Here is a 22,302-nt window from a genome sequence, read left to right on the forward strand (position 1 = left end):
CGTTCTTTAGCCGATGACTCCTGCCGCCCGCCTCGCCGACCTGAAATCCGCCCTGTCCTGCTGCCTGATCCGCGACCGCCACCTGCTACGCCGCAAGCTCGCCGACGCCGGCGACCGGCTGAAGAAGAATCAGCTCGCCGACAAGCTGCTGGCGGACATCGCCGGCCAGGTGGAGCGTTCGCGCAGCCGCGCCGACGCGCGCCGCGCGCACCTGCCCAAGCCCCAGTTCGACGACGCGCTGCCGGTCAACCAGAAGCTGCCCGACATCAAGAGCGCGATCGACAAGAACCAGGTGGTGATCATCTGCGGCGAGACCGGCTCCGGCAAAACCACGCAGATCCCCAAGATCTGCCTGGAGCTGGGCCGCGGCGTGTTCGGCCTGATCGGCCACACCCAGCCTCGCCGGCTGGCCGCGCGCTCGGTGGCGACGCGGATCGCGCAAGAGCTGGGTTCGCAGCTGGGCGAGCATGTCGGCTTCAAGGTGCGCTTCACCGACAAACTGTCGGAAAAATCGGTGATCAAGCTGATGACCGACGGCATCATGCTGGCGGAGACGCAAACCGACCGCTACCTGGAAGCGTACGACACCATCATCATCGACGAAGCGCACGAACGCAGCCTGAACATCGACTTCCTGCTGGGCTACCTGAAGCAGCTGCTGCCGCGCCGCCCGGACCTGAAGATCATCATCACCTCCGCCACCATCGACGCCGACCGCTTCTCCAGGCACTTCGACGGCGCGCCGGTGATCGAGGTGTCCGGCCGCACCTACCCGGTGGAAGTGCGCTACCGGCCGCTGAAGCAGCGCGATGAGGATGAGCGCGAGATGGAGATGGAAGACGCCATCGTCGACGCGGCGGACGAGCTGTCGCGCCAGGGGCCCGGCGACATGCTGGTGTTCCTGCCCGGCGAGCGCGAAATCCGCGAGACGGCTGAGAAACTGCGCAAATCCGGCATCCGCGGCTACGAGATCCTGCCGCTGTTCGCGCGGCTGTCCAACGAGGACCAGCAAAAGATTTTCAAGCCGTCCGGCGGCCGCCGCATCGTGCTGGCCACCAACGTGGCGGAAACCTCGCTGACCGTGCCCGGCATCAAGTACGTGATCGACACCGGCCTCGCCCGCATCAACCGCTACAGCCCGCGCGCCAAGGTGGAGCAGCTGCAGGTGGAAAAAGTGTCGCAGGCCGCCGCCCGCCAACGCGCCGGCCGCTGCGGCCGCGTCGAGTCCGGCATCTGCGTGCGCCTGTATGCCGAGGACGACTTCAACGCCCGCCCGGCCTTCACCGACCCGGAAATCGTCCGCTCCAACCTGGCGGCGGTGATCCTGCGCATGGCGGCGCTGCGGCTGGGCAAGGTGGACGAGTTCCCCTTCCTGGAAGCGCCGTCCAGCCGCCTGGTGGCCGACGGCTACCAGGTGTTGACCGAACTGGGCGCCGTCAATGAGCTGGGCGAGCTCACCCCGGTGGGCAAGGAGCTGGCGCGCATCCCGGTGGACCCGAAAGTGGGCCGCCTGCTGCTCGCCGGCCGCGACTTCCACTGCGCGCGCGAAGTGCTGATCATCGCCGCCGCGCTGTCGATACAGGACCCGCGCGAGCGGCCGTTCGAAGCCCGCGACGCCGCCGAAAAGGCCCAGGCGCGCTTCAATGACGAAAAGTCGGACTTCCTGTCCTTCCTGCACCTATGGGATTTCTTCGCCGACGCGCTGAAGAACAAGAAGACCAACCGCCAGCTGGTCAACGCCTGCCACGACCACTTTCTGTCGTATATGCGCATGCGCGAGTGGCGCGAGCTGCACGCGCAGCTGGCCGAGATCGCCAGCGAACTGGGCTTGATCACCCGCGACGAGGCCCACGCCGACGCCGAGCAGCCTGACGCGCAGATGTCGGCCAAGAAACGCCAGCAACTGGACGCCGTGGCCTATGAGAACCTGCACAAGGCGCTGGTGACCGGCCTGATCGGCAATATCGGCATGAAAAACCAGGAAGGCGACGACTACCAGGGCGCGCGCGGCGTCGCCTTCCACGTCTTCCCCGGCTCCGGCCTGAAGAAGGCCAAGCCCAAGTGGCTGGTGGCGGCCGAACTGGTGGAGACCACCCGCCTCTACGCCCGCTGCGTGGCCAAGATCGAGCCGGAATGGGTGGAAAAGCTGGCGCCGCATCTGGTGAAGTACCACTACTTCGAACCGCATTGGGAAAAGAGCCGCGGCGAAGTGGTGGCCAGCGAGCGCGTCACGCTGTACAGCCTGACGCTGATCCCGCGCCGAGCCGTCAGCTACGGCCGCATCGCGCCGGAAGAAGCGCGCGAGCTGTTCATCCGCGGCGCGCTGGTGAATATGGAATACGTCAGCAACGCGCCCTTCTTCCAACGCAACCAGCAGCTGATCCGCGAGGTGGAGCAACTGGAGCACAAGGCGCGCCGCCAGGACGTGCTGGTGGACGAGGAAGCGCTGTACGCCTTCTACAGCGAACGCATCCCGGCCGAGGTAGTGGACGCCGCCAGCTTCGAAGCCTGGCGCAAGGAAGCGGAAAGAGCCGAGCCCAAGCTCCTGCACCTGACCCGCGAAGAGCTGATGCGCCACGCCGCCCAGCACGTGACCGAAAACCAGTTCCCGGAATGGCTGGAGCTGGAGGACGGCAAGCTGAAGCTGCGCTACCGCTTCGAGCCGAAACACCCGCTGGACGGCGTCACCATCGACGTGCCGCTGGCCATCCTGAACCGCCTGACGCCGGGGCCCTTCGAATGGCTGGTGCCGGGCATGCTGCGCGACAAGCTGCAGCAGCTGATCAAGGGCCTGCCCAAGCAGATCCGCCGCTGCTGCGTGCCGGTGCCGGATTTCATCACCCGCTTCCTGCTGACCAATCCGGACCTGCAACAACCGATCGCGCCGCAGTTGGCGCGCTTCATCCTGCGCGAGACCGGCGGCGTCAAGGTGGACATCGACGAGTTCAACAAGCAGGAACTGCCGGAGCACATGCTGTTCAACTTCCGCGTGATCGACGACGGCAAGCAGGAGATCGGCATGGGCCGCGACCTGGCCGCGCTGCAAAAGCAGTTCGGCCAGGCGGCGCAGCTGACCTTCCGCGACACCAGCGCCGAATTCGAGCGCGACGACGTCAAGACCTGGGACTTCGGCGAACTGCCGGAAAGCATACAGTTCGCCCGCGGCCGCCAGCAGCTGACCGGCTACCCGGCGCTGACGCTGGAGGAAGACCGCGTCGCCATCCGCCTGTTCGACACCCAGGCCGTGGCGGAAAGACATCACCGCCAGGGCGTGGTGAAGCTGCTGCAGCTGCAATTGAAAGAGCAGATGAAGCAGCTCGGCAAAGGCCTGCCGGGCATGACGCAAATCGGCCTGCAGCTGCGCGCGGTGGCCAACGCCGACGACCTGCTCGCCGACGCCATCGCCGCCATCTGCGACCGCGCCTTCATCGGCGAGGACGCGCTGCCGCGCAATGAAAAGGCCTTCAACGACCAGAAGAACCGCGCCCGCACGCGCTTGCCGGCGGTGATCCAGGCGGTGGCGCAATACCTGCAGCAGATCGCCGCCGAGTATGTTCCGCTAAGCAATAAAATGCAGAAGCATAAGCTGGGCCATGAGCTAAAACAGCAAATGGACAAGCTGGTCTACAAGGGCTTCCTGGCCGCCACGCCTTGGAGCCAGCTGCCCCAGCTGCCGCGCTACATGAAGGCGATGAGCATGCGGATGGACAAGCAGCCGGCCAATCCGCAGCGGGACGGCCAGCGCGGCGCGGAAATCCGCGAGCTGTGGCAGCAGTGGGAACAGCGCGTGGCCGAACAGCAGGAACAGGGCGAAGCGGCACCGGCGGTGCTGGATTTCCGCTGGATGCTGGAGGAATTGCGCGTCAGCCTGTTCGCCCAGGAGTTGAAAACGCCGTACCCGGTTTCGGTCAAGCGGCTGCAAAAAGTCTGGAACGAGTTGCCGCGATAGCGAGATTGAGTACAGCTTGCAATGACATTGAATTATCATGCTGTGAATTTTCACGTCGCAAGCGACTATCGACATGACCGTTGACTCAGGCAAGAAACCGACCAAGGTTTCTTCATCGATGCTGTCCATCGGCAAGGAATTGCCGGTGGACGTCTATTCCAAGAGCGGTTTCCTGCTGCTCAAGCGGGGCCATTACGTGCTGACGCCGGAGCAGAAGCAAAAACTGGTCAGCCTGGGCTTCGCCGAAGCCAAGGCCGATGCCAAGCCGGTAGAGAAGCCCAACCTCAACGACAATCACAAGCCATCGCTGTTCGAGGACATCGCCTTCCTGCAACAGCGCGTGCGCAGCGTGCTCCACCATGCGCTGGTCACCCGCAACTTCGAAGCCAAGGTGATGGAGATCGCCCAGTCGCTGATCCAGCTGGCCGAGAAATTTCCGGACGCGCTGATCGCTTCCATCTTCCTGGTGCCGTTTTCCGAATACAGCGTCGCCCACTCGCTGCACGCGGCGGCGCTGCTGTCCATCTTCACCCGCCACATCACGCTGCCGCCCAAGCACCGCGAGACGCTGATCTGCGCGGCGTTGACGATGAACATCTCTCAGGTGGAGCTGCAAAACGAGCTGTTCGGCCAGGCCTCCCGCCTCGACGACGACCAGCGCCGGGCGGTGCTCGACCACCCGATCATGAGCTCGGCCATCCTCAGGGAGGCAGGGGTGGAAGACCAGCTGTGGCACACGCTGGTGCAGACCCACCACGAGTCCTGGCAGGGCAACGGCTACCCCTTCGGCCTGTCCAGGGAACAGATCCTGCCCCCGGCGCACATGCTGCGCCTGGCCGACATCACCTGCGCCAAGCTGCTGCCGCGCCGCTACCGATCGGCGCTGCTGCCGGCCACCGCGCTGGGGCAGATCTTCCAGCGCAAGGACAACGAATTCGATCAGGCCTTCATCACCATGCTGGTCAAGGAACTGGGCATCTACCCGCCCGGCAGCTTCGTGCGCATCGCCAGCGAGGAAATCTGCGTGGTGATCTCGGCCGGCGCCAAGCCAAGCGAGCCGCTGGTGGCGGCGATACGCCGCGCCGACGGCCCGCCCTTCGGAGAGCCGCTGCTGCGGGACACCAGCAAGCCGGCGCATAAGGTCACGGCGCCCTGCCATGCCGGCGAGGCCAAGGTGCGGGTGTCCTTCCTCGCCCATCTGTGGAAGAGCTGAATCCCTTCGTCATCCAATCTTAATATTTTGGTATTTTGGCAGAAATACCTTAAAAATATCATTTGTGCGCATTTTTACTAAAATAAGGTATTCCGTGATGCGCACTTTCACTCTCGGCGCCGGCCTGCTGGCCGCGCTGGCCCTTGCCGCCTGCAGCAGCGGAGGCGGCGGCAACGCCCCCCGCTCTCAGGACAACGCAGAAGCCCAGCCGCCGGCTGCGGCCGCCGCCAAAAACGTCATTTTCTTCCTCGGCGACGGCATGGGCATCGCCACCAGCACCGCCGCCCGGATCTACGCCGCCGGCGAGGACGGCCAGCTGACGATGGACACGCTGCCGGAGTCCGGCTTCGTCAAGACCTTCTCCAACGACGCCCAGGTCACCGACAGCGCGCCGTCGATGTCGGCCTACATGACCGGCGTCAAGATGAACAACGAAGTCATCTCGATGTCCACCGACACCGTGGCCAAATCGCCCACCGCCGACCTGACGTCCAACTGCGGCGCCGGCAACGGCAAGCCGGTATCCACGCTGCTGGAACTGGCCAAAGCCGGCAAGCGCGCCACCGGCGTGGTCACCACCACCCGCGTCACCCATGCCACCCCGGCCGCCACCTATTCCCACGTCTGCCACCGCGACGCCGAATCCGACATCGCCGCCCAACTGGTGCCGGGCGGCGCGCAATACAACGCCTCGCTGCGGGACGGCGTGGACGTGGTGTTCGGCGGCGGCCGCCAGTTCTTCCTGCCCAAGGCAGCCGGCGGCAAGCGCGCCGACGGCCGCGACCTGGTGGCGGAGCTGAAGGCCAAGGGCTACGGCTACGCCGCCGACAAAACCGCGCTCAGCGCCATCGATCCGGCCAAGACCCAGCGCGCCGTCGGCCTGTTCACCAGCAGCCACATGAGCTACGACCTGGACCGCGACCCGAACAAGGAGCCCAGCCTGGCCGAGATGACCACCAAGGCCATCGACCTGCTGGCGAACCGCAGCGACAAGCAAGGCATGTTCCTGATGGTGGAAGGCGGCCGCATCGACCACGCCCTGCACGAAACCACCGCCAAGAAGGCGCTGCAGGACACCGTGGCCTTCGACCAGGCCATCCAGGCCGCGATCAGCGCGATGCAGCAGAAAGACCCCGGTCTGAAGAACACGCTGATCGTCGTCACCGCCGACCACGACCACACCCTGGTGCTGAATGGCTATGCCAAACGCACCGGCAAGACCGCGCCGGGCAATCCGGGCGTGCTGGGTCTGGCCAAGGATTACGTCAGCGGCAAGAACCTGACCGACGCCGACGGCATGCCTTACTCCATCATCGGCTTCGGCAACGGCGAAAACCGCGTCGCCGGCGCCCGAAGCGCGGCGGCCGCGCTGACCGACGACGCCGTCTCGGCCAACGACTACCACCAGGAGGCGGCGATACGGATGCCGGCCGGCGGCGAGACCCATGGCGGCACTGATGTCTACATCGGCGCCATCGGCCAGGGCGCGGACAGCATCCACGGCTTCCTGGAAAACATCGAAGTGTTCGGTCTGGTCAAGAAGGCCGCCGGCCTGTAAGCGCATTGGAGAACAATAAAATGAAAACCGCGATGAAAACCCTGCTGGCCGCCGCCGTGCTGGCCGCGCTGCCCGCCATCCCCGCCCACGCCGCCGGCGAGGCCAAGAACGTGATCTTTTTTCTCGGCGACGGCATGGGGCCGGCCACCGTCACCGCTGCCCGCATCTACCAGTACGGCGAGAGCGGCAAGCTCAATATGGAGAAGCTTGGTCGCACCGCGCGCATCAAGACCTTCTCCAATGACGCGCAGACCACCGACAGCGCGCCGTCGATGTCGGCCTATATGACCGGCGTGAAGATGAACAACGAGGTGATCTCGATGTCGTCCGACACCCGCGCCATCGAGCCCAACAGCGACGGCACCGGCAACTGCGGCAGCAATAACGGCGCGCCGGCCGCCACGCTGCTGGAGCTGGCCAAGGCCAAGGGCAAGGCCATCGGCGCGGTCACCACCACCCGCGTCACCCACGCCACCCCGGCCGCCACCTACGCCCACGTTTGCCACCGCGACGCTGAATCCGACATCATCGCCCAGGCGGTGCCGGGCGGCGCCGGCTACAACGCCAAGCTGGGCAACGGCCTCGACGTGCTGATGGGCGGCGGCGGCAAATTCCTGCTGCCCAAGGCCAGCGGCGGCAAGCGCGGCGACGGCCGCAACCTGCTGCAGGAATTCGCCGCCAAGGGCTATCCGGTGCTGCAGACCGGCGCCGATCTGGCCGCCTTCGACGCCAAATCCGCCAGCCGCGTGGTGGGCATCTTCGGCAAGGACCACCTGGAATACGAGTTGGACCGCGTCAAGAACAAGGTGGACCAGCCCAGCCTGGCGCAGATGACCGCGGCGGCGATAGACGTGCTGGCCAAGAACGGCAACGGCTACGTGCTGATGGTGGAAGGCGGCCGCATCGACCACGCGCTGCACGGCACCAACGCCAAGCGCGCGCTGGTGGACGCCGTCGCCTTCGACGACGCGATCAAGACCGCATTGGCCAAGGTGGACCTGAACAACACGCTGGTGGTCGTCACCGCCGACCACGACCACACCATGACCATCAACGGCTATTCCAAGCGCGGCAACCCCATCCACGACATCGCGCGCGGCTACTCGGACGGCCAGCCGGCCAAGGACGCCGACGGCGCCGTCTACACTACGCTGGTCTTCGGCAACGGCCCCAACCGCAAGCCGACCCGCGTGTCGGTGGATTCGGCCGCCGCCACCGCCGACGACTACCAGCAGGAAACCGGCATCCGCCTGTCCAGCGAAACCCACGGCGGCGGCGACGTGATGCTGATGTCCGGCGGCGCCGGCAGCAAGGGCTTCAAGGGCGTGATGGACAACACCAAGGTGTTCGGCCTGGTGAAATCCGCGCTCGGCCTGTAATCCCCTCCCGCGCGCGGCCGCCCGGCCGCGCGCTTCGCTTTGAAAGATATCGATGAAATTCTTGTCTCTCGCCGCGCTGGCGCTCGCCGCCCAGCAGGCGCTCGCCGCCCCGCCCGATCTGCAGGCCGTCGTCCGCTACGAAACCATCAGCCAGGGCGCCGACGGCGTCGAGAAAACCATCCGCTACAGCGAACGGTGGGTGCGCCAGGACGGACATGCCTGGCGCGAACGTCTGAACGCCGGCGCGCCGCACCGCCACGACGACGACGGCCACCAGCACCTGGATTTCGCCGCCGCCCCGCGCCACGTCTGGCGCGACGCCAAGGGCGAGCTGAAAGTGGAGTTCGTCCACGCGGCCAAGAAGGAAAGAATCGTCGTCGAGCCGCGCGAATGGCGCGATGCCGGCTTCGACGGCTCCTGGGCGCGAGCCAGCCAGCTGGTGGACATGGCCAAGATGCGCGGCTTCGCCAGGAAATCCGGCGGCGCGGACGCCGTGGTCTACAGCAAGGCCGGCAAGACCTTGCGCTGGAGCGAGCGCTGGCAGATGCCGCTGCAGGTGTCGCTGCGCTCGGCCGACGGCCGTCAGCGCGAAACCATCACTGTGGAGCCGCTGCCGTTGCCGGCCGGTTTCGTCCCGCCTTGGCGGCGCAGCGCCGGCTGGCCGGCGCTCGACTACCTGGATACGCTGGATTAGGCTTGGGCGTAACGCGCCGGCGTCTCGCCGGTGTGTTGGCGGAAAAAGGCGATGAAGGCGCTGTCGCTGGCGAACTCCAGCCGCTGCGCCGTCTCGCCGGCGCTTGTCCCGTCGGCCAGCAGCTCCATCGCCCGCAGCAGGCGCCACTGCTGGCGCCAGGCCTGGTAGCTCATGCCGGTGTCGCGGATGAAGATTCGGCTGATGGTGCGCTCGCCGGCCCCCACCTGCTCCACCAGCTGGTTCAGCCGCGGCGGCAGCTCGCCGCGATGCACGCTGTCCAGCCAGGCCGCCAGCCTGGCGTCGGAGGGAAACGGCAGCCGCCAGTTCTCTCCCCGCGCCGCCTGCAGTTCCTCGCCGAACACCGCCAGCAGGCCAGCCTGTTTTTCGACGGGCCAATCCCACGGCCAGAACGCCATCCGCTCTATCACCTCGCGCAATAATGGATTGACCTCCACCACCTGCAAGGGCGGCGCGGGAAACGGCAGCTCGGCGGCGAAATACAGCGAACGATAGGCGACCACGCCGCGCATCAGCACCCGGTGCGCGGTGCCGGCCGGAATCCAGGCCGCGCGGCTGGGCGGCAGCAGGCACAGCGTATCCGCCAGCTCGATGGTGATGCAGCCTGCGGCGGCGAACAGCAGCTGGTGACGGCGGTGGCAGTGGCGGCCGGAATCGTGCAGGCCCATGTCGGCGGCGATGCCTATCACCGGCGCGTCGAAACCGTCGGCGTCGAATTCCTGTTCGGCCAGAATCAAAGCCATATGTCCGATTTTCAATAGATAAAGTCCATATCATTGTAATCAGACAAATCTCCTTTCTCTAGACTGGCGGCCGTCAAGAAAGAAAGGAAAAAGCAATGAAAACGACGACCCGTCCGGCGCTGTGGCTGCTGACGGCGCTGATCACGTTCCCGCAACTGGTGGAAACCATTTACAGCCCGGCGCTGACCGATATCGCCTCCGCCTTCGGCGTCAGCCAGACGCGCGCTTCGCAAACGCTGTCGGTCTACTTCCTGGCCTTCGCCGCCGGCGTCGCGTTGTGGGGCTGGCTCAGCGACGCGCTGGGCCGCCGTCCGGCGATGCTGTTGGGACTGGCCTGCTACGGCGCCGGCTGCGCGCTGGCGCTGGCCGCCCCCGATTTCGACACCCTGCTGCTGGCGCGGATGATTTCCGCGCTCGGCGCGGCGGCCGGCTCGGTGGTGGTGCAGACCATGCTGCGCGACAGCTACGATTCGATCCGGCTGGCGCGCGTGTTCTCGCTGCTGGGGGCGGCGCTGGCCTTGAGCCCGGTGCTGGGCCTGGTCAGCGGCGGCTGGCTGGCAGGCCATTTCGGCCACCAAGGCGTGTTCGCCGCCCTGCTGCTGCTCGCCTTCGCGCTGTTGGCGCTGGCGGCGCTGCGGCTGCCGGAAACCCGCCCGCTCGAAACGGTCCGCCCCGACATGGCGCGGCTGGCCGGCCGGATGCTGCGCGACGCCGAGCTGTGGCGCAACGCGATGCTGGTGGCGTTGTTCAACGCGATGCTGTTCAGCTACTACAGCTTGGCGCCGTTTCTGTTCGAGCGCCAGGGCTGGAGTCCCAGCCAGTTCGGCTGGTCCGGCGCGGCGCTGGCCGCAGCCTCGCTGCTGGGCAGCCTGCTGAACCGCAGGCTGCTGGGAAGCGGACGGCAGCCGGCGCAGCTGGTGCGGGCCGCCTGCCGGCTGGCGCTGCTGTCCGGCCTGGCCGCCTGGCTGCTTGGAGATTCGGCATGGATACTGCTGCCGGTCACCGGCGTGGTGATCGCCTTCGGCATCGCCATTCCCAATGCGCTGAGCCAGGCGCTGCGCCATTACCGCGAGCAGGCCGGCGCCGCCGGCGCCTTGTTCGGCCTCAGCTATTATCTGTTGCTGAGCGTGATGCTGGGCCTGGCCGGCCTGGCGCAAAACCTCGGCCTGGCGCTGAGCGTCTGCGCCGCCGCCACGCTGCTGTGCCGGTCGCCGAAGTAGCTCGAGCGCGCCCCGGCTGAAACGCAAGCCAGGCCTGAGCGCTGTCGCGTCCAGGATCCCGGGCGGAAAGCCCATATGCTCTCCGCCCGTTCATCGCGCCTATCGCCATTCCATCCCCAGCGCGGCGCATTCCGTCGCAATCCCGTATCGCGGCGCCAAGCCGCAACCTAAAGTCAGGCTACACTCAGACACGGGAGAATCGCATGAACCGGCACAATCACTCGGAAGCGTTGGCAGACCTCAACGCCGCCTGCCACAAGATAGCCATCTACTGGCGGCTGTATGTGGATTGGCTGATGGAAGTCGGCTGGGGGCGGCTGGCGCTGCTATCCCTGCTCGCCCTCATCCTGTGCGGCCTGCTGATGCTGCCGGGGCTGGCGACACTGCTGATACTGGTTTCCATCTTCGTAAAGATCTTTGCCGGCCCGCGCCGCCCTTCACAGACGCTGCCAGACGAATCATAGGGATGTCCGAACTCGCTATCCTCCACCGCCCTGCATCGTTGTTGAGTTGAAATGGAAAAAGCCTTGCCTCGCCAGGCAAGGCTTTTACATTTACGCCGGCGGCTCGCCATTGCCGGGAAAGCTCAGGCTCCCGGCCTCATGCGGTAGTAAAGCAAACCGATATATTCGCGCAGCAAGGCATGGCACTCTTCCATCGCCTTGCCGCTGGGAATGTAGCGCCGGTACGCCGGGCCTTCATAGCGGATGAAGCCAGTCGGGGCCGGCAGCACTTGCAGACCCTGCCGCTGGAAGAACGGCACCGCGCGCGCCAGATGCCAACCCTGGCTGACCAGCGCGACGCGCGTCGCGCCATCCGCTTTCAGCATCGCCGCCGACAAGCGCGCGTTGTCCAGCGTGGTGTCGGACTTATCCTCCACCCAGCGCGCGCGGATGCCGTAATCGTCGCGCAGCGCGCGCGCCATGACGTCCCCTTCGGGCTCGCCGCCCAACGGCGCGCCGCCGGTCGCCAGCAGCGGCTTGCCGCTGTGCCGCGCAAGATAGGCGGCGTAGCGCAGCCGCGCCAGCGTGTCGCCGCTGGGCGCGTTGCCGCCGAATTCCGGCGCGGCCCGCTTGCCTCCGCCCAGCACCACGATGGCGTCCACCGCCGACAAATCGGCCGGGCGGATGGGCGGATAGCGCTCCACGCCCTGCGCCAGCCACACCGCCGTCTGCGGAATCGACAGCAGATAAGTCAGCGCCACGCCAAAAGCCAGCAGCAGCCGGCCGACATGCTGCCAGCGCCGGATCAGCATGGCGCCGGCGACGATGGGCAGCAGATTGAGAATCGGCGGCAGCAGCAAGGCCCCCAGCAGGCTGTGCCAAAAAACGGTCTGGCTGAACATGGTTTTCCCTTGTCGAAATCGAACGGCGTCCCGCGCCGCGGGCGCGCCTTGCACTATTTTTCGCCGGTCAGCCCCGGCACAGGCTCGCCGGGCAGCCAGCGGCGATAGATGGCGGCGAAGCTGCCGTCCCGCTTCATATCGTCCAGCGCCTGCTGCCAGGCCCTGACCACCGCATCGGAAGTCTTGGGCGAAAACGCGATATAGCCCGAAGTATGAATGAAGGTGTAAGCCTTGCGCACGTCGGCGGGTTGATAGCCCAGCTGCTTCAGCTGCGTGGGCATGGTGGTGTTCTCACTGGCGATGACGTCTGCCCGGCCATGCATCAGCATCGACACCATCTGATTGGGCGTGACGATGGCGTTCAGATTGGAAAACCCCTGCGCCGACAACATCAGCTGCAGATACCAGTCGCGCACCACCAGAATCTGGCCAAGCTTTCTGGCATCATCCAGCGAAACCAGCTTGAGCTTGCTGTCGCGCCGGACGAAGAAGCTGCCGAGCGTGGTGGTGACCGGCCCCACCCACTTGAACAGACGCTCGCGCTCGGCGATCCGGTTGGTGTTGAACAGCGCCGTGTTTTCCTGGGTTTGCGCCAGCCGGTAGCCCCGCGCCCAGGGCATGACGGTAATGGGATCATGGCTGCCGACACGGCGCTGGATCTCCTGCACCACCTCGACCACCAGTCCGGCGGGCTTGCCGTTCTGGCTGAAAGTGAGCGGCGGATCATCCTCGGTCAGGATATCCAGCGCAGGCAATCCGCCAGCCTTCGCCGATAGCGCCAATACGGTGGACAGCGCGGCGAACAGCAGGCGGAAGCGGCTCATGGCGATTTGCGCGATAGAAGGGTATGTCTTGAATTTAGCGAAGGAAGGCTCTTTACTCAATCCGCAACGGATACGCGACTCGGGCCGCCAGCAAATATCAGCATTTCATCATGTGCGCGGCCGCCACACCCGAGCGAGGCCCATACCGCTGTCGCGGCCAGGGAATATCTATACAAACCCCGGCGCGCCGCGCCTGGCCATCCGCAACAAATCATGAGCTTGCCCTCGCATCCGCTTGGTTGCCGACAGCAAACCGGGCGACATGTCCGCCCGCAGCCGCGGGCCATCCAGATGCCAGGAGGATACCGCGCGCGCGTCCAAGGTTTGTCGTTATACTCGAATCACGCAGACCAAGCCGCTTGCGCGGCGGCAACCATGGAGGGAGGCGATGGCCAGCTGGAAATACACGCTCATGCTTGTGGTTTCCCTATCCTTCCTCGCCGGCGCGGCGCGAAGCGCCGATGCCCTGGCGCTGGCCGCCTCCGAATATCCGCCCTATATGTCGTCGCAAATGGCAAACGGCGGCGTGGCGGTGGCCATCGTCCGCGAAGCTTTCCGCCGCGCCGGCTATTCAGCCAAAACCATTTACCTGCCTTGGGCCCGCGCAGTCAGCGAGGCGCGCGACGGCCATCTGGACGGCATCGTCGGACTGTGGACCACGCCGGAGCGGCAACGTGTCTTCCTGTTCTCCCAGGCCTTCCTCGACAACCACATCGGCTTCTTCAAGCGCCGCGACAACGACATCCGCTACCGTACGCTGGCCGACCTCAAGCCTTACACCATAGGCATTGTGCGCGGCTACGCCAATTCCGAGACCTTCGACGCCGCCCGGCTGAAAACCGACGAAACGTTGAGCGACGCCAGCAATCTGGCCAAGCTGGCCGCGCATCACATCGACCTGGCGCTGATAGACCGCGGCGTCGCCAACTACCTGCTGGACGGCAGCCTGGCCGCTCTCGCGCCCAAACTGGAGTGGCTGCCGCCCGCCGTCATCGTCTACCCTATGCGCCTGGGCATCGCCAAGCGGCAGCCGCAAGCGGCAAAACGCATCCAGGACTTCAACCGCGGACTCGATGCGATGCGGCAGGACGGCACGCTGGACAAGATGCTGAAGCAGGCCAGAATCTGAAAGCCCGCCTGTGATCTTCACAATCAGGCAGGCGTGAAGGGCGGGACGCATCGGATATGCATTTGCGTCTCGCAAGCCCGGCTCCGGCAGCCGCATGCAAGATCATGAGGCCGGACGGACGGACGAAAACAAAATCCCCCGCGGGCAGAGCCGGCGGGGGATTTGGTGACTTAGGCGAAACTCACTCGCCCAAGTAGGCGTTGCGCACGCGTTCGTCGTTGAGCAGCTCCTTGGCGTCGCCGCTCATGGTGATGCGGCCGCTTTCCATCACGTAGCCACGCTGCGACACCTCCAGCGCCAGCTTGGCGTTCTGCTCCACCAGCAGCATGGTCACGCCCTGCTTGGACACCATCTGGATGATCTCGAAGATCTTCTCGACGATGATGGGCGCGAGACCCATCGACGGCTCGTCCAGCAGCAGCAGCTTGGGCCTGGACAGCATCGCCCGCCCCATCGCCACCATCTGCTGCTCGCCGCCGGACAGGGTGCCGGCCAGTTGCAGGCGGCGCTCCTTCAGGCGCGGGAACAGTTCGTAAACGTGCTCGATCTCGCTCTGGATGGCGGCCTTGTCGTTGCGGTAGTAGGCGCCCATCTGCAGGTTTTCCTCCACCGTCAGCTTGGCGAACACGCCGCGGCCTTCCGGCACCATGGCCAGGCCGTGGCGGACGAAATCGTGCGACGGAATCGACGCCACGTCCTTGCCGTCGTAGACAATGCTGCCGCCGGACTTCTTCACCATGCCCACCAGCGTCTTCAGCGTGGTGGTCTTGCCGGCGCCGTTGGCGCCGATCAGCGTCACCAATTCGCCCTGGTCGATGTGAAAATCGACCCCCTTGACCGCCTGAATGCCGCCATAGGCCACTTGCAGGTTTTTGACTTCCAGAATGCTCATGCGTGGGCCGCTCCCAGGTAGGCTTCGATCACTTTCGGATTGCGGCGCACTTCTTCCGGCACGCCCTCGGCGATCTTCTTGCCGTAATCCAGCACCGCGATGCGGTCGCACAGACCCATCATCAGCTTGACGTCGTGCTCGATCAGCAGCACGGTGACGCCGCCGTCGCGGATCTTGCTCATCAAGGCCTTCAACTCTTCGGTTTCGCGCGGATTCATGCCGGCGGCCGGCTCGTCCAGCGCCAGCAGCTTGGGCTCGGTGGCCAGCGCGCGGGCGATCTCCAGACGGCGCTGGTGGCCGTAGGACAGGTTGCGGGCGCGCTCCTCGGCCACGTCGGCGATGCCCACGTACTCCAGCAGCTCCCAGGCCTTGGCCTCGATCGAGCGCTCCTCGTCCATCGTGCCCTTGTCGCGCAGCACCGCGCCCAGCGCGCCCGCCTTGGAGCGGATGTGGCGGCCCACCATCACGTTCTCCAGCGCCGTCATCTCGGCGAACAGGCGAATGTTCTGGAAGGTGCGGGCGATGCCGGCGGCCACCACCACGTGCGGTTTCTGCTGGAACAGATCGTGGCCGTCGAAAGCGAACTTGCCTTCGTCCGGCACGTAAAGGCCGGTCAATACGTTGAACAAGGTGGTCTTGCCGGCGCCGTTCGGTCCGATCAGGCCGTAGATCTCGCCCTTGTTGATGGTCAGCCCGACGTCGCTCAGCGCGTGCAGGCCGCCGAAGCGTTTATGAATGCCTTCGATTTTCAGCAAAACTTCAGCCATGATTAACCTTTCTGCGCAGCCGCTTCTTCTTTGGCGTGCTGGAATTCAGCCTTACGGCGCTTGGAAGGCCACATCCCTTCCGGACGGACCAGCATCATCACCACCATCGCCAGACCAAACAGCAGCATGCGGGCATTCTCCGGATCGATCAGCATCCGGCCGAAGGTTTTCATCTGCAGCGGGCCGATCACGTCGCGCAGGATTTCCGGGGCGATGGTCAGCACCACCGCGCCCAGGATCACGCCCGGGATATGCCCCATGCCGCCCAGCACGATCATGGCCAGGATCATGATGGACTCCAGCAGGCTGAACGATTCCGGCGACACGAAGCCCTGGAAGGAGGCGAACAGGCCGCCGGCCACGCCGCCGGACAAGGCGCCCAGGCCGAAGGCCAGCAGCTTGATGTTGCGGATGTTGATGCCCATCGCCGCGGCTGCGATGTCGTCCTCGCGCAGCGCCACCCAGGCGCGGCCAATGCGGGAGTGCTGCAGGCGCCAGGCCATGATCACCACCAGCACGGTCAGCGCCAGAAACAGGTAGTAGTACAGGTAGACGTTGTGGAAGCTCAGGCCGAACAACTCGATGGTCTGGCCCAGCGACGCGCCGCCGATGTGGATCGGGTCGATCAGGTTGATGCCCTGCGGGCCGTTGGTGATGTTGATAGGCGAGTTCAGGTTGTTCATGAAGATGCGCACGATCTCGCCGAAACCCAGGGTCACGATGGCCAGGTAGTCGCCCTTCAGCTTCAGCACCGGCGTGCCCAGCAACACCCCGCCCAGCGAGGCGCAGGCGGCGCCCAAGGGGATGGTCAGGAAGAACAGCCAGTGGATGTCGAAGTGCGGCGAGCTCAGCAGCGCGTAGGTATACGCGCCGATCGCGTAGAAGGCGATGAAGCCCAGGTCCAGCAGGCCGGCGAAGCCCACCACGATGTTCAGACCCAGCGCCAGCATCACGTACAGCAGCGCGAAGTCGATGATGCGCACCCAGGAATTGCCCAGCGTGCCGCCGACCAGGAAAGGCAGCACGGCGAGGAGGACGGCGCTGGCGGCGAATACCGCCATTTTCTTGCCGGTGCTCAGATGGTTCAGATCCATGTCTCTCTCCTCCGGATCAGGCGCGGTCGGCCATTTTTTCGCCCAGCAGGCCGGACGGACGGAAGATCAGCACCAGGATCAGCACCATGAAGGCGATGATGTCCTGATAGTTGGACCCCAGGAAACCGCCGGTCAGCGTGCCGATGTAGCCGGCGCCCAGGCTTTCGATGATGCCCAGCAGGATGCCGCCGGCCACCGCGCCGCCCAGATTGCCGATGCCGCCCAGCACCGCGGCGGTGAACGCCTTCAGGCCAATCATGAAGCCCATGTAGTAGTGGGCCTGCTCGTAGTTGGTGGCCACCATCACGCCGGCGATCGCGCCCAGGCCGGAGCCGATGACGAAGGTGGCGGAAATGATGGTGTTGACGTTGACCCCCATCAGGCCGGCCACGGCCGGATTCTGGCTGGTGGCGCGCATCGCGCGGCCAAGCTTGGTCCTCTCCACCATCAGCAGCAGGCCGGCCATGATGGCCAGGCACAGCACGATGATCACGATCTGCAGCTTGGTGATGCTGGCGCCGAAGATGGTCACCACGTCATGGTCCAGAATCTGCGGGAAGGGGATGTAATTGCGGCCCCAGATCAGGATGGCGACCTGTTGCAGCACGATGGATACGCCGATGGCGGTGATCAGCGGCGCCAGGCGCTGCTTGCCCCGCAACGGGCGGTAGGCGATGCGCTCGATGGTGAAGCCGAGCAGCATGCAGGCCGGAATGGCCACCAGCAGGCCGATCAGCACCAGCGCCGGCCCCGGAAGGTTGATGCCCATGCCCATCAGGGTGGTGATGACGGTGATGGTGACCATGGCGCCGAACATCACCACCTCGCCGTGGGCGAAGTTGATCAGGCCCATGATGCCGTACACCATGGTGTAGCCCAGCGCGATCAGCGCATAGATGCTGCCCAGAACGAGGCCGTTCAGGATTTGCTGCAGAAAAATGTCCACGTTTGGAGATCTCCTCTGATTGTCTACCCGGCAGCTTTGCGGGATGTCTCCTCTTATTGACTGCTGCCTGTTTTACCGCCTGGGACGCGCCGTTTTTTTTGGCTTCTGTCCGACAGGCGAACCGATTATCACCATGTATCCAATCGACTGTCAATTGCGAATAGTCGTCTCAAAAACAGCCTGTGAAACCATCTTTTAAAATCAATTTATCCATTTGATTTCAAAAGGATTTTCATTGTTTTCTTCATGTGGAAATTTACTATAGACCCGACTTGGCAAAACTCTTTCCCTTTTACAGTCCATTTTACATTTCAGTCATATTTGCCATTCTTTTTATTCACATTCGAACAGGCCCCTCGCGTCCCGTGCACCCATTGCGAACATACACGCATGAGCATCATTCATTTGCATACAATCTACAGTACCACTTGCTATCCATTTTTCTGCAACCGCCGGACTGTAGAAAATTTCTTGCGGAATCGCCTTTCCCTCTGTGACTTCATGCCGGCGCCGATTCAAATATGCAACATCCATGCCAATTCTCACCATAGTCCCGCATTTGGAATAGCCGGCAAGCAATTTGTTAACAGCCGCTAAATCCGCGTACAAGAAAAAACCCGCGCCGGCGCTGCCGGGGCGGGTTTCAATGCGGAAAGCGCGGCTCAGGCCAGTTGGAAGGGATAGACGCTGCCCAGACCCAGGATGCGGGTCAGTTCCTCCAGCGCGCCGCGGCATTCGGCCAACAGCTGCGGATCGGCCAGATCCTCGGGCGCCAGCCGGTCGCGGTAATGGCGGTCCACCCAGTCGTTGAGCGTCGCGAACAGCGCGTCGCTCATCAGCACCCTGGGATTCACCGCCGCCAGCTCGGACTCGGTCAAGGCCACGCGCAAGCGCAGGCAGGCCGGGCCCCCGCCATTCTGCATGCTTTGCTTCAGGTCGAACGCCCTGACCTCGTCGATCGGGCCGCCGCTGGCGATGAGCTTTTGCAGATAGCTCCACACCCGTTCGCTGTTGCGGCACTCTTCCGGCACCACGATCAGCATCTTGCCGCCGGGCTTGGAGAGCAACTGGCTGTTGAACAGATAGCTCTTCACCGCCTCCTCCACCGTCACCTCGGCGCGCGGCACCTCGATGGCGGCGAAACGGCCGCCGCGGGCCGCCAGCTTGCGGGCGACCTCGTCCAGCACGTCGGCCTGGTTGAGGAAGGCCTGCTGATGGTGGAACAGCACTTCGCCGTTGCCGACCGCAATCACGTCGTTGTGGAACACGCCGGCGTCTATGGTGTCCGGGTCCTGCTGCGCGTACACCACGCCTGCCTCGGCCAGGCCGTGCAGCCTGGCCACCGCCTGGCTGGCCTCCAGCGTCTGCCGCGCCGGAAACTTGGCTGGCTTAGAATAGCGCATGTCGAAAGCCGCCGCGCCGAACACGAAGAACTCCACGCCCGGCTGGCCGTAGCCGGCGCAGAAGCGGGTATGGTTGGCCGCGCCCTCGTCGCCGAAGTGCATCTGCGCCGGCAGCGCCTCATGCACCGCGAAGCGCGCCTCGTCGGCGAACATCGCCCGCAGCACGCGGCCGGTGGTCGGGTGCTCGATCGAGCGGTGGAACTTGTTGTTCAGATTGGCCGGCGTGAAATGCACGCGGCCGTCGGCGGTGTCGGCCGACGGGCTGACCGTGGCCGCGTTGGCGGTCCACATGCAGGACGCCGACGTCGCCGCCGCCAGGATGGCGGGCGCCTCCCTGGCCGCGCGGGCGATCACCTCGGCGTCGCTGCCGGCAAAGCCCAGCCGGCGCAAGGACGCCACGTCGGGCCGCTCCTGCGGCGCCAGCACGCCCTGCTTGAAGCCCAGGTCGTGCAGCGCCTTCATTTTCTGCAGGCCCTGCTTGGCCGCCAGCTTGGGATTGGACGCCGCTCTGACGTTGCTGGTGGAGGCGACGTTGCCGAAGGACAGGCCGCTGTAGTTGTGCGTCGGGCCGACCAGGCCGTCGAAATTCACTTCATAGGCGTTCATCGCATTCCCCTCACAGCACAATGCCCGGCGACAGCTGCGCCGGCAGCGTCAGGCTGTCGCATTCCAGCGAAGCCACCGGGTAGGCGCAGTAGTCGGCCGCGTAGTAGGCGCTGGGGCGATGGTTGCCGGACGCGCCGATGCCGCCGAACGGCTGGCTGCTTGCGGCGCCGGTCAAGGGCTTGTTCCAGTTGACCACCCCGGCGCGCGACTCCAGCCAATAGCGGTCGTACAGCTCGCGGCTGTCCGACAGCACGCCGCCGGCCAGGCCAAAGCGGGTGTCGTTGGCGATGGCGATGGCCTGATCAAAATCGCTGTAGCGGATCACCTGCAGCAGCGGGCCGAAGAATTCCTCATCCGGACGGGCGGCCGCGGTGGTGTCGATGATGCCCGGCGTCAGCATCGCCGCGCCCTCTTCCAGCCTGCGCATCGCCAACAGCGGCTTGCCGCCGGCGGCGACCAGCGCGTCCTGCGCCTTGAGCAGCGAGTCGGCGGCGGCGTTGGAGATCACCGCGCCCAGGAACGGCGCCGGCTCGGCGTCGAACTTGCCGACGCGCAGCTTGCCGGCCACCTCGACCAAGCGGGAGATGAAGGCGTCGCCCCACTGGCCCTGCGGCACAAGCAGGCGGCGCGCGCAGGTGCAGCGCTGGCCGGCGGAGACGAAGGCGGACTGGATCGCGTGGTGGACCGCGCCGTCGACGTCGGCCACCGGGCCTACGATCAGCGGATTGTTGCCGCCCATTTCCAGCGCCAGGATCTTGTCCGGGCGGCCGGAAAACTGCTTGTGCAGCAGCGCGCCGGTGGCGGAGCTGCCGGTGAAGAACAGGCCGTCCAGGCCGTCATGACCGGCCAGCGCCACGCCGGTGTCCTTGGCGCCCTGGACCAGGCCGATGATACCGGCCGGCAGGCCGGCCTCGGCCCACAGCTTGACGGTTTCCTCGGCGGTCCACGGCGTCAGCTCGGACGGCTTGAAGATCACCGCGTTGCCGGCCAGCAGCGCCGGCACGATGTGGCCGTTCGGCAGGTGGCCGGGGAAGTTGTACGGGCCGAACACCGCCACCACGCCGTGCGGCTTGTGGCGCAGCACCGCCTGGGCGTCGCCCATCGCCGCGGCGCGCTCGCCGGTGCGTTCGGCCAGCGCCTTCAGCGAGATGTCGATCTTGCCGGCCATGGTGGTCACTTCGGTGGTCGCTTCCCACTGCGGCTTGCCGGTTTCCTGGGCGATGACGCGGGCCAGCTCGGCCTTGCGCTCGGTCAGCAGCTCGCCGAAGCGGCGCACCACGGCGGCGCGCGCGTCGACGCCGATGCGTGCCCAGGCCGGGAAGGCGGCGCGGGCGGCGCGCACGGCGGCGTCCACCTGGGCCCCATTCGCGGCGCGGCCCTGCCACAACGGCGCGTTGTCGGCGGGATTGGTCTTGGCCATGGCTTCGCCGTCGCCGGCCAGCCATTTGCCATCGATGAACAGACTGCTCATTGCGCTGCCTCCTTCGGCGTCAGCGTCACGCAGCGGACGTGATCGCCGTCTTTAATCTTGAGCGCCCGCGCCAGTTCCGGCGTCAGGCAGAATTCGCCCTGCGGCCGAACCGACTCCGCCAGCACCGCGCGGTAGTCCTGCAAGGCGTCGTTGCAGACCAGATAGCATTCCTTGTCGCCGTCCGGCAACGGATCGACGACGCGCGCCGGCAGGCGCTGGCTTTCTTTCACCGCGCGGATGTCGCCGGTGTAGGCCTGCACGGTCGGGCCGGCGTCGAAGATGTCGACATAGCCCTCGTAGCGGAAGCCTTCCGACTCCAGCATCGCCACCGCCGGGCGGGTGGCCTCGTGGGTGAGGCCGATCACCGCCTGCGCTTCCGGCTCCAGAAAGTCGACGTAGACCGGATGCTTGGGCATCAGCTCTGCGACGAAAGCCTTCTGGCCGATGCCGGTCAGGTAGTCGGCCTCGGCGAAATCGATGGAGAAGAAATGGCGGCCCAGCGCCTCCCAGAACGGCGAGCGGCCGTTCTCGTCGGACACGCCGCGCATCTCGGCCACCACCATCTTGCCGAACAGCTGCGGGAACTGCGCCAGGAACAGGAAACGGCTCTTGGAAAGCAGGCCGCCGTTGCGCTTGACGCGGTAGTCCGGGTGCAGATACAGCGTGCACAGCTCGGAATAGCCGGTGTGGTCGTTGGACAGGAACAATGTCTCATGGCGGCTGTACACGCCCAGCTCTTCCGACGCGTGGACGATGGTGCCGATGCGGTAGTTGTACCAAGGCTCCTTCAGGCCGACGGCGGCTTCCACCGCGCAGATGCCGGCCACCTTGCCGTTTTCCGAATCCTCCAGCACGAAAACGTAGCCGTGGTCGGCGCGGTCCAGCTCGCCGGAGAAAGACAGCACCGAACGGGCGATGCGCTTCTGCAGCCGGTCTTCGTTGATCGGCAGCGAGGTCAGGCCCACGCCGCCGCTGGCGGCGCTCCTGGCCAGCTCCATCAAGCCCGGCAGGTCCTTGTGTTCAACGGGACGGATAAACATCATGGCCAGGC

18 protein-coding genes are annotated in these 22,302 nt (G+C 65.5%); 8 read left to right on the top strand and 10 right to left on the bottom strand.

Features of this window, described 5'->3' with window-relative positions:
- Window positions 1-13: 13 nt before the first annotated feature.
- The 5 genes from hrpA (at window position 14) to VL52_RS15450 (ending at window position 8,793) form a co-directional block, all read left to right on the top strand.
- Window positions 14-3,949, top strand: a complete 3,936-nt coding sequence (hrpA, locus tag VL52_RS15430) for an ATP-dependent RNA helicase HrpA (RefSeq protein WP_046157858.1) — start codon at window positions 14-16, stop codon at window positions 3,947-3,949.
- Window positions 3,950-4,022: 73 nt separating this feature from the next.
- Window positions 4,023-5,162, top strand: coding sequence for an HD-GYP domain-containing protein (locus VL52_RS15435; protein ID WP_046157859.1), 1,140 nt, complete (start codon window positions 4,023-4,025; stop codon window positions 5,160-5,162).
- 97 nt (window positions 5,163-5,259) lie between these two features.
- On the top strand, window positions 5,260-6,720 hold the full coding sequence (locus VL52_RS15440; RefSeq protein ID WP_046157860.1) for an alkaline phosphatase: 1,461 nt from the start codon (window positions 5,260-5,262) through the stop codon (window positions 6,718-6,720).
- A gap of 20 nt (window positions 6,721-6,740) precedes the next feature.
- On the top strand, window positions 6,741-8,099 hold the full coding sequence (locus tag VL52_RS15445) for an alkaline phosphatase (RefSeq protein ID WP_046157861.1): 1,359 nt from the start codon (window positions 6,741-6,743) through the stop codon (window positions 8,097-8,099).
- Window positions 8,100-8,151: 52 nt separating this feature from the next.
- On the top strand, window positions 8,152-8,793 hold the full coding sequence (locus tag VL52_RS15450) for a hypothetical protein (RefSeq protein WP_046157862.1): 642 nt from the start codon (window positions 8,152-8,154) through the stop codon (window positions 8,791-8,793).
- On the opposite strand, the gene VL52_RS15455 is transcribed toward VL52_RS15450, so the two are convergent.
- The gene (locus VL52_RS15455) at window positions 8,790-9,554 is read right to left on the bottom strand and encodes an AraC family transcriptional regulator (RefSeq protein ID WP_046157863.1); all 765 of its coding nucleotides are present in this window, start codon (window positions 9,552-9,554) and stop codon (window positions 8,790-8,792) included. The two genes, VL52_RS15450 and VL52_RS15455, sit on opposite strands and share 4 nt — an antisense overlap.
- Before the next feature lie 95 nt (window positions 9,555-9,649).
- Here VL52_RS15455 and VL52_RS15460 point away from each other — a divergent pair, with 95 nt between their 5' ends.
- Window positions 9,650-10,774: a multidrug effflux MFS transporter gene (locus VL52_RS15460; RefSeq protein ID WP_046157864.1), complete on the top strand. Its 1,125-nt coding sequence runs from the start codon at window positions 9,650-9,652 to the stop codon at window positions 10,772-10,774.
- A gap of 203 nt (window positions 10,775-10,977) precedes the next feature.
- Window positions 10,978-11,238: a hypothetical protein gene (locus VL52_RS15465; RefSeq protein ID WP_046157865.1), complete on the top strand. Its 261-nt coding sequence runs from the start codon at window positions 10,978-10,980 to the stop codon at window positions 11,236-11,238.
- Window positions 11,239-11,360: 122 nt separating this feature from the next.
- Here VL52_RS15465 and VL52_RS15470 read toward each other — a convergent pair whose 3' ends face one another.
- Window positions 11,361-12,119, bottom strand: a complete 759-nt coding sequence (locus tag VL52_RS15470; protein ID WP_046157866.1) for a YdcF family protein — start codon at window positions 12,117-12,119, stop codon at window positions 11,361-11,363.
- Between the two features lie 53 nt (window positions 12,120-12,172).
- Window positions 12,173-12,943, bottom strand: coding sequence for a substrate-binding periplasmic protein (locus VL52_RS15475; protein ID WP_021478330.1), 771 nt, complete (start codon window positions 12,941-12,943; stop codon window positions 12,173-12,175).
- A 412-nt stretch (window positions 12,944-13,355) separates the two neighbouring features.
- Between VL52_RS15475 and VL52_RS15480 the strand changes: the two genes are divergently transcribed.
- Window positions 13,356-14,072, top strand: a complete 717-nt coding sequence (locus tag VL52_RS15480) for a substrate-binding periplasmic protein (protein ID WP_046157885.1) — start codon at window positions 13,356-13,358, stop codon at window positions 14,070-14,072.
- A 181-nt stretch (window positions 14,073-14,253) separates the two neighbouring features.
- Here the strand turns inward: VL52_RS15480 and VL52_RS15485 are convergent, their stop codons facing one another.
- From VL52_RS15485 to astA, 7 genes are all read right to left on the bottom strand, one after another.
- Window positions 14,254-14,964: an ABC transporter ATP-binding protein gene (locus VL52_RS15485; protein ID WP_046157867.1), complete on the bottom strand. Its 711-nt coding sequence runs from the start codon at window positions 14,962-14,964 to the stop codon at window positions 14,254-14,256.
- On the bottom strand, window positions 14,961-15,731 hold the full coding sequence (locus tag VL52_RS15490) for an ABC transporter ATP-binding protein (protein ID WP_021478328.1): 771 nt from the start codon (window positions 15,729-15,731) through the stop codon (window positions 14,961-14,963). Before VL52_RS15490 ends, VL52_RS15485 begins: the two co-directional genes overlap by 4 nt.
- Window positions 15,732-15,733: 2 nt before the next feature.
- Window positions 15,734-16,825 (bottom strand): ABC transporter permease subunit, encoded by a 1,092-nt coding sequence (locus VL52_RS15495; protein WP_046157868.1) that lies wholly within the window; start codon window positions 16,823-16,825, stop codon window positions 15,734-15,736.
- A gap of 16 nt (window positions 16,826-16,841) precedes the next feature.
- Window positions 16,842-17,771: a branched-chain amino acid ABC transporter permease gene (locus VL52_RS15500; RefSeq protein WP_046157869.1), complete on the bottom strand. Its 930-nt coding sequence runs from the start codon at window positions 17,769-17,771 to the stop codon at window positions 16,842-16,844.
- Between the two features lie 662 nt (window positions 17,772-18,433).
- Window positions 18,434-19,780: an N-succinylarginine dihydrolase gene (gene astB, locus VL52_RS15505; RefSeq protein WP_046157870.1), complete on the bottom strand. Its 1,347-nt coding sequence runs from the start codon at window positions 19,778-19,780 to the stop codon at window positions 18,434-18,436.
- Window positions 19,781-19,790: 10 nt separating this feature from the next.
- Complete coding sequence (gene astD, locus VL52_RS15510; RefSeq protein WP_046157871.1) at window positions 19,791-21,251, bottom strand: succinylglutamate-semialdehyde dehydrogenase; 1,461 nt, start codon at window positions 21,249-21,251, stop codon at window positions 19,791-19,793.
- Complete coding sequence (gene astA, locus VL52_RS15515; RefSeq protein ID WP_046157872.1) at window positions 21,248-22,294, bottom strand: arginine N-succinyltransferase; 1,047 nt, start codon at window positions 22,292-22,294, stop codon at window positions 21,248-21,250. The genes astD and astA overlap by 4 nt, the downstream gene beginning before the upstream one ends.
- Between the last annotated feature and the right edge of the window lie 8 nt (window positions 22,295-22,302).

It is taken from the genome of Chromobacterium vaccinii (genome assembly GCF_000971335.1).
Taxonomy (GTDB): domain Bacteria; phylum Pseudomonadota; class Gammaproteobacteria; order Burkholderiales; family Chromobacteriaceae; genus Chromobacterium; species Chromobacterium vaccinii.

Coding starts and splice junctions, on each gene's coding strand:
- VL52_RS15465 (WP_046157865.1), top strand. CDS start 10,978: ATGAACCGGCACAATCACTCGGAAGCGTTGGCAGACCTCAACGCCGCC.
- VL52_RS15480 (WP_046157885.1), top strand. CDS start 13,356: ATGCTTGTGGTTTCCCTATCCTTCCTCGCCGGCGCGGCGCGAAGCGCC.
- VL52_RS15485 (WP_046157867.1), bottom strand. CDS start 14,964: ATGAGCATTCTGGAAGTCAAAAACCTGCAAGTGGCCTATGGCGGCATT.
- astB (WP_046157870.1), bottom strand. CDS start 19,780: ATGAACGCCTATGAAGTGAATTTCGACGGCCTGGTCGGCCCGACGCAC.
- astD (WP_046157871.1), bottom strand. CDS start 21,251: ATGAGCAGTCTGTTCATCGATGGCAAATGGCTGGCCGGCGACGGCGAA.
- VL52_RS15495 (WP_046157868.1), bottom strand. CDS start 16,825: ATGGATCTGAACCATCTGAGCACCGGCAAGAAAATGGCGGTATTCGCC.
- VL52_RS15440 (WP_046157860.1), top strand. CDS start 5,260: ATGCGCACTTTCACTCTCGGCGCCGGCCTGCTGGCCGCGCTGGCCCTT.
- VL52_RS15490 (WP_021478328.1), bottom strand. CDS start 15,731: ATGGCTGAAGTTTTGCTGAAAATCGAAGGCATTCATAAACGCTTCGGC.
- VL52_RS15475 (WP_021478330.1), bottom strand. CDS start 12,943: ATGAGCCGCTTCCGCCTGCTGTTCGCCGCGCTGTCCACCGTATTGGCG.
- astA (WP_046157872.1), bottom strand. CDS start 22,294: ATGATGTTTATCCGTCCCGTTGAACACAAGGACCTGCCGGGCTTGATG.
- VL52_RS15460 (WP_046157864.1), top strand. CDS start 9,650: ATGAAAACGACGACCCGTCCGGCGCTGTGGCTGCTGACGGCGCTGATC.
- VL52_RS15445 (WP_046157861.1), top strand. CDS start 6,741: ATGAAAACCGCGATGAAAACCCTGCTGGCCGCCGCCGTGCTGGCCGCG.
- VL52_RS15455 (WP_046157863.1), bottom strand. CDS start 9,554: ATGGCTTTGATTCTGGCCGAACAGGAATTCGACGCCGACGGTTTCGAC.
- VL52_RS15470 (WP_046157866.1), bottom strand. CDS start 12,119: ATGTTCAGCCAGACCGTTTTTTGGCACAGCCTGCTGGGGGCCTTGCTG.
- VL52_RS15435 (WP_046157859.1), top strand. CDS start 4,023: ATGACCGTTGACTCAGGCAAGAAACCGACCAAGGTTTCTTCATCGATG.
- hrpA (WP_046157858.1), top strand. CDS start 14: ATGACTCCTGCCGCCCGCCTCGCCGACCTGAAATCCGCCCTGTCCTGC.
- VL52_RS15450 (WP_046157862.1), top strand. CDS start 8,152: ATGAAATTCTTGTCTCTCGCCGCGCTGGCGCTCGCCGCCCAGCAGGCG.